We start from the raw sequence: 13,397 nt of genomic DNA on the forward strand, positions 1-13,397 counted from the left end.
CCGGCTCAGGTCTCCTTGCAGAACTCGCCGATGGGGATGCCCACGTGCCGCTGCTCGGTCGCGATGTAGCCGAGCAGCTCGTCACCCCGCTGGAGCTCGGTGACGTTGCGGACCTTCCCGCCCGGACCGAGCACCCGCACGTGCCAGTCGTCCTGCACGGTGAGGCTCACCTCGACGCCCTCGGGCGAGTGCGCGGTGATGGTGAGGATCGGGCGGGACTCGAGCTTGGCCCGGCCGACGGTGAGCTTGCGGGTGCGGCCCTCGGAGTCGACGGCGAGCACGGTGCCGCCCGAGCGCAGCTCGGAGAGGTAGTTGGTGCGGTTGTCCGGGCCGAGCACGTACGAGTGCAGGGCGCCCGCGTTGACCCGGAACGGGCGGGTCGGCATGTACGGCAGCGGGTGCGTCTCGCTGCAGCACAGGATGAAGCCGGAGGAGTAGGAGCCGACGAGGATGCCCTCGTCCTCCCGGAAGTGCGAGGCGGTGTCCACGCAGACCCGGTCGCCCAGGCCGTTGTGGGTGATGCCCTCGACGACGAGCGTGGTCAGCTCCAGCGGCGGGGTGGTCGCCTCCAGCAGCCGGGCCAGCTTGAACACGTCGGTCGCGTCGCGCGGCGCCATCAGCACGCCGTCCGACCCGTGCTCCAGCACGTCCAGCACGATCCCGGCCTCTTCGAGGTCGGCCACCACGCAGATCAGCTTGCCCGTCGCGCCGTCGGCGGCGGCGATGACGATCTCCAGCGGGATCTTCGTCGGGTCGGTGAACTCCACGACGGTGTGCCCCAGCCGCACCGCCGCCTCGCACGCCAGCTTGAGCGTGCGGTCGTCCCGCACCTGCACGAACGCCGCGTCGGCGGTGAGCCGGTCCAGCCGGTCCTGGTCGTCCACCACGACGGTGACCAGGTGCGGGCTGTCGACCGCCGCGTCGGCGACGAGCACCCGGGTGATCGTCGGCGGCAACGTGTCCAGCAGCGCCGGGTCGTCGGAGACGACGCCGGCGAGGCGGGCGTGCACGGCCGCGTCGACCACGGCTTCGCGGTGCGCTTCGGGGACGGTTCGGAGGTCGATCCAGGCGAACTTCAACGGTTCTCCAATGAGTGAAAAGCCCGAACGGCGCCCGCGGCCGTCGCACCGCCGGTCCGGTGGCCGGCGGTGGCCGCGGGTGACGGGGTCATGACGAGGCCACGACGCCCGTCATGGCGCGGACCAGGTCCGCCTCGGTGTCGTCGTGGACGATCGTCGCGAGCTCCGCGACCAGTGACATCGGCGCGGGCGAGGTGAACACGCGGCGGCCGACGGCGAGGCCCGAGCAGCCGACCGCCATCGCGGTGCGGGCGTGGTCGACCACGCTGCCGGCGTCCGCCGGACCGCCCGCGACCAGCACGGGGATCGGGCAGCTGGCGATGACGTCGGCCATCCGCTCGGCGGGCAGGGCGAGGTTGGTCTTGACGATGTCGGCGCCGAGGTCGACCGCGATGTTCACCACGTGGGCGAGCAGCACCGGGTCGTTGGGGTCGGCGATGCGCGGTCCCCGCGGGTAGGCCATGGCGATCAGCGGCACGTTCCACTCGTCGCACGCCTTGGCCACCACCCCGAAGTCGACCAGCTGCCGCTCCTCGGTGTCCGAGCCGATGTTGACGTGCACGCTCACCGCGTCGGCGCCCAGCCTCAGCGCCTCGTCCACCTCGCCGACCAGCACCTTGGCGTTGGTGTCGGCGGCGTGCGCGGTGCCCGCGCTCAGGTGGACGACCAGCGCGCAGCCGGCCAGCACGTCCGGGTCGATCATCCGGACCCGTCCTTTGTGGACGATGATGGCATCGGCGCCGCCGACGACCACGGAGTCGATGAGGTCGTGCCACCTGTCGCGCGACACCACTGGACCATCGGAAACGCTGTGGTCGAGCGGGACGAAGAGGTACCTGTCGTCGCGCGGACGGGAAAGGCGTCGCAGCCGCAACGCTTTCCTCATGTCGCTCACACCTCCCCACGGATTCGGCGATAGCCTCCAGCAGGGTGGTCGAACGAGTGAGCGCGGCGGGAGGTGTGAGGTGGCGATAATTCCTCAGTTATGCACCTGTTGGAGCAACGGCACCGGACGTTCACGACTCTCCGTCAACCCCGCCCACTCCCCCGGTCGGTGTTTGATTTGTCCGCCTTGCCCTAGGCTGCCGCAGTGAACATGGAGCTCAGGCACCTTCACGTCGTGTTGGCGGTGGCGGAAGCGGGCAGCATCAGTCGGGCCGCCTCCTCGCTGAAGATCGCGCAGGCCGGGCTGACCGCCCAGCTGCGCCGCATCGAACGCGGCTTCGGTGCTCCGTTGTTCCTGCGCCGCACGGACGGCGTGGAGCTGACCGAGCTGGGCCGCCACGTGGTGTTGCGATCACGTGACCTGGTGGAACGCTTCGACGACCTGCTCGTCACCGCACGCAAGCTGGCCGCCGAGCACGACGCGACGGGCATCCGGCTGGGCGGGGTGGCCGGGTCGCTGACCGCGCTGCTGGTGGGGGTGGTGCGCTCGTTGCTGCCGACGCACCCGCAGACCACCCACATCGAACGCAACAGCGACGCGGTGCTGGAACTGGTGCGCGCCGCGAAGTTGGACGTGGCGTTGGCCACTGAATTCCCGCAGAGCCCGCTGCGGATACCCGAAGAAGTCGACTACCGGACCGTCGTGACGGAACCGATGTCCGTCGGAATAGCGGCCGGGCACCGGTTGTCCGGCCGCAGTGAGATCCGGTTGTCCGAACTGGCCGACGAAGAATGGGCGGTGCCGGACGAGAGCTACGGCGGCGGCCGTCTTAACCTGCACCTGGCCTGCGAGGCAGCCGGATTCACGCCGCGTTGCACGCATTTCGGGATCGACCCGGCGACAGCCGCGGAACTCGTGCGCTCCGCGCACACCGTGGCGTGTTTCTTCCCGACCGGGCACGACTTACCGGGCGTGCTGCTGAAACCGATCGTGGGCAATCCCGTGCACCGGCGCGTCACCCTGGTGTGGCACCGGGACTGCGCGGCGGCCGAGTACATCGACGACATCCACGCGGCGATGCTGGGCGCGTACCAGGAGCGGATCTGGGGTCACGCGCCGCGGACCGCGAAGCTGGCCGCCACCGGACTGGCCGTGGCAGCCAGCTGAACCCGGCCGCTCGTTCCCGGCTGACCGCGGACCACGCGGGTGTCGTCCGACCGAGGTCTCGCGGTCACCGCCGTGGACCCGCGGCCCCTCCGCTCCGGCTACTGTCGGTAGCCTTCGGATTACCGGATCACTGGTCCGAGTGGCGGAGCACGCTCTCGACCTCGGTGCGGAACGCGTTGACCCCGTCCTCGCCCTCCGGTGCGCCGTGCGCCTGGAGCAGGTGCAGCAACGCCACCCCGTCCGCCGAGCGCCGGGACAGGGCGCGGAACGAGAACGCCGCCTCGTAGGTGGTGGCCGCCGTCGCCAGCACCGCCGCGACCGTGGCCAGGAACGCCCACAGCGCGCGCCGCCCGTCGTCCGCCACGGCCACCGCGCCCAACGCCGCCGCGGCGGTGAACAGCAGCACGGTGACGGCCGTCGTCCAGCGGCGGGCCGACGTGTAGCGGACCTGGGCCTGCTCGAACCCGGCGAGCCGTTCGCCCACCCGGTGCCGCAGGTAGGCGCGGAGGAACTGCTCGCGGTGGTCGTCGAGGAGCGTCTGCCCAGCAGGAGTCGTGCCGGCGGGGGTCATGTGCGGCTCACCGGTTCGTGGCGGAGCCGCGCCACGGCCGTCGCCAGCTCGCGGGAACGCTCTTCGCGCTCCGCGTCGTCGGCGGCGGGTGGTGCGGCGAGGTGGTCGAAGTAGAGGGCGCGCAGCTGTTGGGCGCGGACGCGGGCGTCGGGATCCTCGCCGCCGCGGGCCATGACCGTGAGCACCGCGGCTGCCGCACCGGACACGGCGAGCAGCACACCGGGCCACGGCACGTCCCGCAGCCAGACCTGGAGGGCGGCGGAGACGGTGGTGCCGAACCCGGCGGCGATGGCGAGCACCACGAGGAGCCGGGCGCGTTCCTTCGACTTGAGCGCGGCGACCTCGCACTCGTGCAGCGCGGGGGCGATCGCCTGGTTGGCCTCGTGGATCGCGTCGGCGAGGAGCGGGTAGTCCAGCACGTAGCCGGGGTCGATCACCGGGCGCGGATCGGGCGCCCGGAACCGCAGGCGTGGCCACACGGCGGGCGGCGGCACGTCGGCGTGCAGCTTGGCGCCGGGCCGGTTGCCCAACACCCGCCGCAGCACCGCGACCACCTTGTCGGCGCCCTCGTCCAGGTGGACCACGGCCACCTGACCACTGCGCACCAGCACCGCCAGGTCGTCGTTCCGCGCGCCGGCAGCCGTCCCACCAGCGCCCGGTCCAGCCGCACCGGCGGTGGGCAGTGCCGTTGTGGCGGCGGCGTCGGGACCGGGGGTGTCGGGACCGGGGGTGTCGGGACCGGGGGCGTCGGGGGCGGGAGCACCCACGGCGTCCGGGTCGAGGGTGGCGGTGATGGCGGCGGCGGGGTCAGCGCGGTTCGCCGCGGTGGCGGCGTTCGCTTCAGGGGCGTTCGCCGCGGCGGCTCCGCCGGATTCGCCCGGTTCGTCGAGCCTGCCGCCCGCGATCTCGTCGGCCAGCGCCCCCGTGCCCGCGAGCACGAGGAGCGGCCGGTCGCGGCCCAGGTGGTCGACCAACGCCGCCCGTGCCAGGTCGTCGCCGCCGATCAGCAGCGCGAGCGCGGGCCGCTTCCACCCGGCGACGGCGTCCACCGTGCGGAACAGCGCGGGCGTCTCCTCGCCCCAACGCGAACCGGGCACGAGCACCGCCGTGTCGTGGTTCACGTTGAGCCGCACCTCACCCTCTGCGGGCTCGGCTTCCTCCGCCGCGACGCGGCCGGACGGTGCCACGCCGACGATCCGCGGCCACCGGCCGTCCAACGACTCGGCGGCCAGGCCGAGCAGGTGCGTGACGCCGACGTCGGCGCCCCCCGTGATCACGACCGCGTCCTCCCGCGCGGCGGCGGCGAGCACCGCACGCAGCACGGGGAGGACGGTGGCGGCCAGTTCGGTGTCCAAGGCGTCGGCCGAGCCGAACACGGCGAGGACCGGACGACCGCGGGGCAGACCGAGCGCACGTGCCCTGATGTCGGCGTCCGGATGGGCCAGTCGGCGCACCCTCGGGCCGGTACCCGCTGTAGGCATGCCGGGCACCCTAGCCGGGGCTCACGCGAATTTCACCCGTCCGGACGCCGATTTCACCACGGGTAGAGTGCTGGTCGTGCCGATTGACCCCGCCGAACTGGAAATCGCCCTGAGGGTGCTCGCCCAAGTGGACGAACTCGACACCGAGCACCCCGACGCGGTAGCCGTCCGCCGGGCCACCTCAGGTATCTGGAAGAACCTCCGCAAGCGCCGCAAGGCCGACCGCCGCGCCACCGTCACGGCCAACGACCGCGCCGTCATCGAGGCGACCGCCACCGGCTCGCCGTCCCGCATCGACGACGAGACCCGCGGCGTGCTGCTGCGCGAGCCGGACCCCGGCGCGAAGGCGGGCACGTTGCTGCGCGCCCGGTCCTGCTACACGTGCAAGAGGCGGTACACCGAGGTCGACGCGTTCTACCACCAGCTGTGCCCCGAGTGCGCGACCTTGAACCGGGACAAGCGCGACCAGGGCGCGGACCTGACCGGCAAGCGGGCCCTGCTCACCGGCGGCCGGGCCAAGATCGGCATGTACATCGCGCTGCGGCTGCTGCGCGACGGCGCGCACACCACCATCACCACCAGGTTCCCGCGTGACGCGGTGCGCAGGTTCGCGTCCATGCCCGACAGCGCCGACTGGCTGCACCGGCTCCGCGTGGTCGGCATCGACCTGCGCGACCCGGCCCAGGTGGTGCAGCTGGCCGACGAGGTCGCCGCCGCCGGTCCGCTGGACATCCTGATCAACAACGCCGCGCAGACCGTGCGCCGGTCGTCCGACTCGTACGCCCCGCTCGTGGCCGCCGAGTCCGAGCCGTTGAACCTGGGGCACCTGCCCCGGGGTCGGCTGCCGGAGCTGGTGACGTTCGGGCACACCATGTCCGCGCACCCGGTGGCGCTGGCGGGCACGCTGGCCGACACGATCCCCGCCGTCACGGCGCTCGCGCTCACCGCCGGGTCCAAGGAGATCGACGCGGGCGGGCTGGTGCCGGACGAGGCGCCGGTCAACAGCTGGGTGCAGCGCGTCAACGAGGTCGACCCGGTGGAGCTGCTGGAAGTGCAGCTGTGCAACAGCACCGCGCCGTTCATCCTGATCTCCCGGCTGCGCCCGGCGATGGCCGCTTCGCCCGCGCGCCGCAAGTACGTGGTGAACGTGTCGGCGATGGAAGGCCAGTTCAGCCGCGCCTACAAGGGTCCCGGCCACCCGCACACGAACATGGCCAAGGCCGCGCTGAACATGCTGACCCGCACCAGCGCCGAGGAGATGCTGACCACCGACGGCATCCTGATGACCGCCGTCGACACCGGCTGGATCACCGACGAACGGCCGCACCCGACCAAGATGCGGCTGGCCGCCGAGGGTTTCCACGCGCCGCTGGACCTGGTCGACGGCGCGGCCCGGGTGTACGACCCGATCGTGCGCGGGGAACTCGGCGAGGATCTGCACGGCTGCTTCCTGAAGGACTACGCGCCGGCGGCTTGGTGAGCGGTGCGCCGAGGCGAACCGCCCACCGGCGCCGGAGCAGGTAGTCGGGCGACTCGCCGGTGGTGATCCGGGGAAACCGGGGGGCGGACCGCGATACTGCCCGCCATGCTCACCGCCGACGGCCATCTGGTGCACTCCCCGGCGGACCTGGTCGACCTGCTGGAGTGCGAGCACCGCAGCAGGCTCGCGCTGGCGCTGGCCGTGGGGCTGCCCGGCGCGCCGGTGCCGGACGACCGGACGAACCACATGGCCACCAAGCACGGCATGGCGCACGAGCAGGCCGTCCTGGCGCGGTTCCGGGCCGAGCACGACGTGGTCGAGATCCCGCAGCCCGCCCCGACGCACGAAGCGCTCGCCCAAGCCGCGCGGCAGACCGCGCACGCGATCACGGCCGGTGCGCCGGTGATCTACCAGGCCGTCTTCTACGCCGACGGCTTCCAGGGCCGCGCCGACTTCCTGGTCGCCGCCGACCAGGGCTACGAGCCGCACGACGCCAAGCTCGCCCGGCACGCCACCCCCTCCGCCATCGTCCAGCTCACCGCCTACGCCAACGCGCTCCAGCACCACGCCGGCCCCTCCATGCACCTCCGGCTGGGTGACGGCACCACCAAGACGTTCCGGGTCGCCGACTTCCTCCCGCTGGTCCGCGACCTCCAGGCCCGGGTCAAGGCCCGCCTCGCCGCACCCGCGTCCCTGCCGGAACGGCTCTGGGACGACGAACGCCCCGCCTGCGCCACCTGCCGGTTCAGCCGCCATTGCGCGACCGGCCGGGAACGCGACCGCGACCTCTCCCTGGTCGCCGGCATCCGCACCGACCAGCGGCGCAAGCTCGCCGCCGCCGGCCTCGGCACGATCGACGCCCTGGCCAACGCCACCCGCGCCGACCGCCCCGCCACGATGTCCGCCACCACGTTCACCGGGCTGCGCGCCCAGGCCGCGCTCCAGGTCATCCAGGACGACTCGCGCACCGACGACGACCCGATCGGCAAGGTCGCCTACGAGGTGGTCGGACCGGAGGCGCTGGCCACGCTGCCCGTGCCCAGCCCCGGCGACCTGTTCTTCGACATGGAGGGCGACCCGTTCGCCCTCCATGTCGAAGGGCTGGAGTACCTGTTCGGCGTGGTCGACGCCGAGGAGGGGTTCACCCCGTTCTGGGCGCACACCCGTCCGCAGGAGAAGGCGGCGTTCGAGCGGTTCGTCGACTTCGCCACGCAGACCCTCGACGCCCACCCGGACGCGCACATCTACCACTACGCGCCGTACGAGGTGAACGCGCTCAAGAAGCTGGCCGCGCTGCACGGCACGCGTGAGGACGCCGTCGACCACCTGCTGCGCTCCAACGCGCTGGTGGACCTGTACGCCGTGGTGCGCAAGGCGCTGCGCGTGTCCCAGCGGTCGTACTCGATCAAGTACCTGGAACCGCTCTACATGCCGGACGCCCGCGCCGGCGACGTGACGAACGCCGTCTCCAGCATCGAGGCGTACGAGGAGTTCCTGGCCCTGCGGAACGTCGACCCGTCCCGCGCCGAGGCCGTGCTGACCGGCATCGCCGACTACAACGCGTACGACTGCGTGTCCACGCTCCGGCTGTACCGGTTCCTGCTCGAAGTGCGCGCGGAGGCGGGCATCGAGCCGCACGTGGCCGAGCCGTCGTTCAGCGAGGAGATCGAGGACGAGATCGCCGCCCAGCGCCGCGCCGAACGGGCCGAACGCCTGGCCGCCGTGGTCGACCCGCTGCTGGAGGGCCTGCCGGACAACCCGGCCGAGGCGACCGACGACGAGCGGGCGCGGGCGCTGCTGGCCGCCGCCGTCGGCTACCACCGGCGGGAGACGAACCCGGCGTGGTGGGACTTCTTCCGGCAGGTGGCGGCGCCGCTGTCGGAGTTGGAGTCGGACAGCGCGTGCGCGGTGCCGGTGTCGGTGCGGGCGGAGGACTGGGTGCAGCCCTCCGGCCGGGTCCGCAAGGCGAAGCGCAAGGTGCAGGTGTGGTGCGACCCCGACCGGCCGCACCCGTTCGCGACCGGCGACAAGGTCCGGCTGCTCTACCCCGGCACGCCGAACGTGACGCGGGACGCGGAGGTGCTCGCCGAGTCGGCCGAGGACATGGTGGTGCAGGAGAGCGTCGCGCCGGACGACGTCCACGGTGGACAGCCCATCGCGGTGCTCCCCGGCAGCCCGGTCCAGCCGAAGCCGAAGGACGAAGCGGTCTACGAGCTGGCCCGGTCCGTCGTGGACGGGCTGCCGGCGCTGCCCCCGCACCCCGGCATCGACCTGATCCGCCGCACGCCACCGCGCCTGAGGGCCGGCTCGTTGCCGCGCGGCGCGGACCTGATCGCGGACGTGATCGCGGCGGTGGACGCGTTGGACGGCTCCACGCTCGCCGTGCAGGGGCCGCCGGGCGCGGGCAAGACGTACCTGGCGGGACGGCTGATCGCGCACCTGATCCGCGGCGGGCGGAGCGTCGGCGTGACGTCCAACAGCCACAAGGCGGTGGAGAACGTGCTCAGCGCGGCGTTGGCGGCCGGGCGCGAGCTGGGCGTGGCGATCCCGACGGCGAAGCGCGCGAAGGGCACGCCCGCCAAGGACTGCCAGTGGGAGCAGCCGCGGGACAACCCGGCGTTGGTGCGGTGGCGCAACGACCAGGGCGGCGGGCACCTGGTCGGCGGCACGGCGTGGACGTTCTCCAACACGGCGTTGCGCGAGCAGCCGTTCGACGTGCTGATCGTGGACGAGGCCGGGCAGTTCGCGCTGGCCGACGCGCTGGCCGTGTCGACGTGCGCGCGGAACCTGGTGCTGCTCGGCGACCCGCAGCAGCTGCCGCAGGTCGTGCAGGGCACCCACCCGGCCGGTGCGGAGGCGTCGGCGTTGGGGCACCTGATCGGCGACGCGGACGTCATCCCGCCCGAGCTGGGCTACTTCCTGGACCAGACGCGGCGCTTGCACCCGGCGGTGTGCACGCCGGTGTCGAACCTGTCGTACGCCGGTTTGCTGCACGCGCACCCCAGCGCCGCCGCACGCGGGATCGCCGGGGTGAAGTCCGGGCTGTACGTGCACTCGGTGGCCCATTCGCACAACACCACGTCGTCGGCCGAGGAGGCCGCGGCGGTGGTGGACCTGGTGCGGTCGCTGATGGGTCGCCTGTGGACGGACGGTCCGGACGCGCGCGCGTTGGACGACTCGGACGTCCTGGTGGTGGCGCCGTACAACCTCCAGGTGCGGCTGGTGAAGCGCGAGCTGGAGAAGCACGGTTTCGAGCACGTGCGGGTCGGGACCGTGGACCGGTTCCAGGGCCAGGAGGCGCCCGTGGTGATCACCACGATGACGTCGTCGGCGGCCGTCGACCTCCCGCGCGGACTGGACTTCCTGCTGTCCCGCAACCGGTTGAACGTGGCGCTGTCCCGCGCGCAGGCCGTGGCCGTGCTGGTGTGCTCGCCGAGGCTGGTGGAGGCGGACATCCGCGGCGTCGACCAGCTGCGGCTGGTCTCGGGGATGATCGGCCTGATGGCCGACGCCGAACCGTGGGAGACCGTCCGGTGAGCCGCGGCCCCTGCGGGGAGTAGCCGCCAAACCCCGCACCACAGCCGGGTGAACGATGCCCGAGTTTCGCCCGCTGTCCTGACCGACCACGCGGGATCGGGCGCTCCTGTGCCCGAACCCGCCCGATTCCTGCCCGTTCCCGCCCCTCTCGACGCAGCGGGCCACCGGGGTCAACGCAACCCGGGGGCCCGCACACGCGTTCCGAACGTCGAACTCACCCGACCTCAGGGGAGGGCGGGGTAGTCGATGTAGCCCTGCTCGCTGCCGCCGTAGAAGGTGGACGGGTCCGGCGTGTTGAACGGGCCGCCGTTCGCCAGGCGGGCGGGCAGGTCCGGGTTGGCCAGGAACAGCGCGCCGAAGCTCAGGGCGTCGGCGGTGCCGTCGTCCAGCAGGGCCAGGTGCTCCGGACCGGTGGACCCGTCCGGCGTGAACGGGTTGAGGATCAGGACGCCGGAGAACCGCTTGCGCAGTTCCAGCGTCAACGCCCGCTCGCTCTGCTCGCCGATGTGCAGGTACGCCAGGCCCACCGGGTCGATGGCGTCGACCAGGGCCGGGTACAGCTCCTCGTGCGTCTCCTCGGCCATGTCGTTGAACTGGCCGGCCGGTGAGATCCGCAGGCCGACGCGGTGCGCGCCGATCGCCTCGGCCGTCGCCCGGACCACCTCCACCACGAACCGGATGCGGTTCTCGATCGAGCCGCCCCACTCGTCGGCGCGCAGGTTCGTGTTGTCGGCGAGGAACTGGTGCAGCAGGTAGCCGTTGGCCCCGTGCAGCTCCACCCCGTCGAACCCGGCCTCGATCGCGTTGCGCGCGGCGGTGGCGAAGTCGGCGATGGTCGCCTCGATCTCGGCCGGCGTCAGCACGACCGGCGTGACGAAGTCCTCCATCCCGGTGCCGGTGAACACCTTGCCCGCGGCACGCACCGGGGACACGCCCACGGGACGCAGGTCGCCGGGCAGCAGGTCCGGGTGGCCGATCCGGCCGACGTGCATGATCTGCGCGAAGATCCGCCCGCCCGCCGCGTGCACCGCGTCCGTGACGCCACGCCAGCCCTCGACCTGCTCCGCGCTGTGCAGCCCCGGCGTGTACGGGTACCCCTGGCCCACGACGGACGGCTGGATGCCCTCGGTGATGATCAACCCCGCACTGGCGCGCTGGGCGTAGTACTCGGCCATCACCGGCGTCGGCACCGTGTCGTACGCGCGGCTGCGGGTCATCGGCGCCATCACGATCCGGTTGGCCAGCTTCGTGCCGGCCAGGTCCAACGGTTGGAACGCGGTGCTCATGGCTTCCTCCAGATTGCTGTTTACCTGTCCGAACAGCAATTCACCCGCGCCGCATTCCGATCTCTTGCTGTGACGGCGCTCACGATCTGGGGGGACTAGAATCGTGCCATGGCACCGACCGGACAAAACTCCACGTCAGAGCAGCCTTCACAGGTCACGGGCGACAGTCGGATCAGCCATGCCATCGTCCGCGTGGCCCGGTTGCACCGCCTGCTCGCCGCACAGCTGCTCAGGCAGGCAGGACTGCACCCAGGCCAGGAACTGGTGATGATGCACCTCTGGGAGAGCGGTCCGCAGCGGCAGTCGGACCTGTGCGGCGTGCTGGGGTCGGACTCCCCCACCATGACGCGGACGGTGCAGCGCCTCGAACGCGCGGGTTTCGTGCGCCGCTCCCCCGACCCGACCGACGGGCGCGCCGCCCTCATCGAGCCGACCGCCGCCAGCCAGGCCCTGCGCCGGGAAGTCGAACGCATGTGGCGCGAGCTGGAGGAGGCCACGGTCGGCGACCTGGACGACGACCAGCAGGCCGAGACCCTGAGGGTGCTCGGCCTGCTGGAGTCGAACCTGGCGAGCCGAGCCCACCGGGCCTGCTCGGACGGCTCCTGAAGCCCGGTTTCCCACACCCGGTCTCCCAGAGCCGGACCCCCTGGAGCTGGATCCCAGAGCCTGATCCAGGCGGCGGAGTCGGTCGGCACGGCCCCGTCCACGAGGGGCCAGCGCCGCCTCCGAACGCCGGTGGGCGAGCACGGTCCGGTAGTGCGCCAGCATCGAGTCCGGGTCGCCGGTCTGCGCGGCCACCGACGGGGACTCCAGTGCTCGGGTCGTGGCAGCCACGACGGCCCGACCCGTCCTCGCCCCACGTCTTCGCAAGATGGTGACGAAATGTCGCAATTCAGTGAGCGCCTGGAAGCGCGCCGCCACCGCGTCGTCGCACGACACCCGTGGGGAACCCGAGGTCGTCCATGGCGGCGTTCACCAGCACCGCGGGCAGCTTGCGCCGCGTCATCTGCCGGTAGTGCTCGTGCGACGCGTCCGCCTGCGCGTACTGGCCGCCCGCGAACACCACGCCGGACACGTGCTGCTCGAACAGCAGCTCCAGGTAGTCCGCCTCGGTCACGCCGCCCGCCGTGCGGGTGCACAGCACCGGCGTGAAACCGCGCTGCGCGAGGGCGTTGCCGACCACGTCGGCGAACGCCGGGAAGATCGGGTTCTGCAGCTCCGGCAGCACCAGGCCGACCGGGTCGCGTCGGACACCCCGGGCTTGCCGTTCAGCACCCGGCTGACCGTCGCCTCGCTCACGCCGACCTTCGCGGCCACTTCGGCCAACCGCCGTTGCGTCATGGTGCAACTATGCGACAGGATTTACGCACGGCTTGCGCGGACTTGCACTCGTTTGCGAGTTCGACCGCTGTCCTCAACACCGCGGCCGACGGCACCACCCGGTCGACCAAGCCGGTGCGCAGCGCCTCGGCGGACGTCACCCGGCGTGCCACCAGCACCCGATCGCCGGTCATCCGGCTGAGACCGCCGTCCGACGCCAGCACCCGCAGGTCGCACGCCATCGCCAGCTCCGCCATCTCGCCGGTCGCGCTGCCGCCGATCGCCGCGACCACCGGCACCGGCAGGTTCGCCAACTCGTCCCGCACCCCCCGCAACGCGGCCGACACCGCCTCGCGCTCCGCCGACGACGTCCGGACCAGGCGTTTGATGTCGTCCCCGCACACACCGCCCTCCATGAGGAGCACGACGGCGCGGGCGTCGACCACCTCGGGCAGCAGCGCGCGGACGTCCGGCAGGAGGGTGTCCGACGACTCGTCGATCCGGATGACCGCGATCCCGCGGGTGAGTTCCAGTGAAACGGCCATGAGACCGCCATGGTGACCGACGATTCCCCCGGTTGTCATGTTCCG

Annotated in this window: 11 protein-coding genes and 1 pseudogene; 4 read left to right on the forward strand and 8 right to left on the reverse strand. The window is 72.3% G+C overall.

Features of this window, described 5'->3' with window-relative positions:
• Positions 1–5 precede the first annotated feature (5 nt).
• Together ACRAKI_RS26610 and ACRAKI_RS26615 are read right to left on the reverse strand one after the other, a co-directional pair.
• Positions 6–1,079: a 3-dehydroquinate synthase II family protein gene (locus tag ACRAKI_RS26610; RefSeq protein ID WP_447003242.1), complete on the reverse strand. Its 1,074-nt coding sequence runs from the start codon at positions 1,077–1,079 to the stop codon at positions 6–8.
• A gap of 88 nt (positions 1,080–1,167) precedes the next feature.
• A complete protein-coding gene (locus ACRAKI_RS26615; protein WP_447003243.1) occupies positions 1,168–1,965 on the reverse strand; it encodes a 2-amino-3,7-dideoxy-D-threo-hept-6-ulosonate synthase in 798 nt (265 codons plus the stop codon).
• Positions 1,966–2,175: 210 nt separating this feature from the next.
• On the opposite strand from ACRAKI_RS26615, the gene ACRAKI_RS26620 reads away from it, so the two are divergent.
• Positions 2,176–3,132 carry a LysR family transcriptional regulator gene (locus tag ACRAKI_RS26620; RefSeq protein ID WP_447008520.1) on the forward strand — a complete coding sequence of 319 codons (957 nt, stop codon included), beginning with the start codon at positions 2,176–2,178 and terminating at the stop codon, positions 3,130–3,132.
• A 127-nt stretch (positions 3,133–3,259) separates the two neighbouring features.
• On the opposite strand, the gene ACRAKI_RS26625 is transcribed toward ACRAKI_RS26620, so the two are convergent.
• Both ACRAKI_RS26625 and ACRAKI_RS26630 read right to left on the reverse strand, forming a co-directional pair.
• A complete protein-coding gene (locus ACRAKI_RS26625; RefSeq protein WP_447003244.1) occupies positions 3,260–3,703 on the reverse strand; it encodes a hypothetical protein in 444 nt (147 codons plus the stop codon).
• Positions 3,700–5,184, reverse strand: a complete 1,485-nt coding sequence (locus ACRAKI_RS26630; RefSeq protein WP_447003245.1) for a hypothetical protein — start codon at positions 5,182–5,184, stop codon at positions 3,700–3,702. The genes ACRAKI_RS26625 and ACRAKI_RS26630 overlap by 4 nt, the downstream gene beginning before the upstream one ends.
• 76 nt (positions 5,185–5,260) lie before the next feature.
• Here ACRAKI_RS26630 and ACRAKI_RS26635 point away from each other — a divergent pair, with 76 nt between their 5' ends.
• Together ACRAKI_RS26635 and ACRAKI_RS26640 are read left to right on the forward strand one after the other, a co-directional pair.
• Positions 5,261–6,664, forward strand: coding sequence for an SDR family NAD(P)-dependent oxidoreductase (locus tag ACRAKI_RS26635; protein ID WP_447003246.1), 1,404 nt, complete (start codon positions 5,261–5,263; stop codon positions 6,662–6,664).
• Between the two features lie 105 nt (positions 6,665–6,769).
• Entirely contained in the window at positions 6,770–10,201 is a 3,432-nt protein-coding gene (locus ACRAKI_RS26640) for a TM0106 family RecB-like putative nuclease (protein WP_447003247.1), read from the forward strand.
• A gap of 224 nt (positions 10,202–10,425) precedes the next feature.
• On the opposite strand, the gene ACRAKI_RS26645 is transcribed toward ACRAKI_RS26640, so the two are convergent.
• Positions 10,426–11,487, reverse strand: a complete 1,062-nt coding sequence (locus ACRAKI_RS26645; RefSeq protein WP_447003248.1) for an alkene reductase — start codon at positions 11,485–11,487, stop codon at positions 10,426–10,428.
• Positions 11,488–11,679: 192 nt separating this feature from the next.
• Here ACRAKI_RS26645 and ACRAKI_RS26650 point away from each other — a divergent pair, with 192 nt between their 5' ends.
• Entirely contained in the window at positions 11,680–12,093 is a 414-nt protein-coding gene (locus ACRAKI_RS26650) for a MarR family winged helix-turn-helix transcriptional regulator (RefSeq protein ID WP_447003249.1), read from the forward strand.
• Between the two features lie 286 nt (positions 12,094–12,379).
• Here ACRAKI_RS26650 and ACRAKI_RS26655 read toward each other — a convergent pair whose 3' ends face one another.
• The 3 genes and pseudogenes from ACRAKI_RS26655 to ACRAKI_RS26665 all read right to left on the reverse strand — a co-directional run bounded on the left by ACRAKI_RS26655 (position 12,380) and on the right by ACRAKI_RS26665 (position 13,352).
• On the reverse strand, positions 12,380–12,715 hold the full coding sequence (locus ACRAKI_RS26655; RefSeq protein ID WP_447003250.1) for a hypothetical protein: 336 nt from the start codon (positions 12,713–12,715) through the stop codon (positions 12,380–12,382).
• 17 nt (positions 12,716–12,732) lie between these two features.
• A pseudogene (locus ACRAKI_RS26660) lies at positions 12,733–12,828 on the reverse strand (LacI family DNA-binding transcriptional regulator); the annotation flags it as partial.
• Complete coding sequence (locus ACRAKI_RS26665; protein ID WP_447003251.1) at positions 12,825–13,352, reverse strand: enoyl-CoA hydratase-related protein; 528 nt, start codon at positions 13,350–13,352, stop codon at positions 12,825–12,827. The gene ACRAKI_RS26665 and the pseudogene ACRAKI_RS26660, both read right to left, overlap by 4 nt.
• Positions 13,353–13,397: the final 45 nt, after the last annotated feature.

This window comes from Saccharothrix isguenensis (assembly GCF_052936305.1).

Excerpts from the sequence above, each read along its gene's own strand:
- ACRAKI_RS26645 (WP_447003248.1), bottom strand. The coding sequence starts at position 11,487 with ATGAGCACCGCGTTCCAACCGTTGGACCTGGCCGGCACGAAGCTGGCC.
- ACRAKI_RS26625 (WP_447003244.1), bottom strand. The coding sequence starts at position 3,703 with ATGACCCCCGCCGGCACGACTCCTGCTGGGCAGACGCTCCTCGACGAC.
- ACRAKI_RS26665 (WP_447003251.1), bottom strand. The coding sequence starts at position 13,352 with ATGGCCGTTTCACTGGAACTCACCCGCGGGATCGCGGTCATCCGGATC.
- ACRAKI_RS26615 (WP_447003243.1), bottom strand. The coding sequence starts at position 1,965 with ATGAGGAAAGCGTTGCGGCTGCGACGCCTTTCCCGTCCGCGCGACGAC.
- ACRAKI_RS26630 (WP_447003245.1), bottom strand. The coding sequence starts at position 5,184 with ATGCCTACAGCGGGTACCGGCCCGAGGGTGCGCCGACTGGCCCATCCG.
- ACRAKI_RS26640 (WP_447003247.1), top strand. The coding sequence starts at position 6,770 with ATGCTCACCGCCGACGGCCATCTGGTGCACTCCCCGGCGGACCTGGTC.
- ACRAKI_RS26620 (WP_447008520.1), top strand. The coding sequence starts at position 2,176 with ATGGAGCTCAGGCACCTTCACGTCGTGTTGGCGGTGGCGGAAGCGGGC.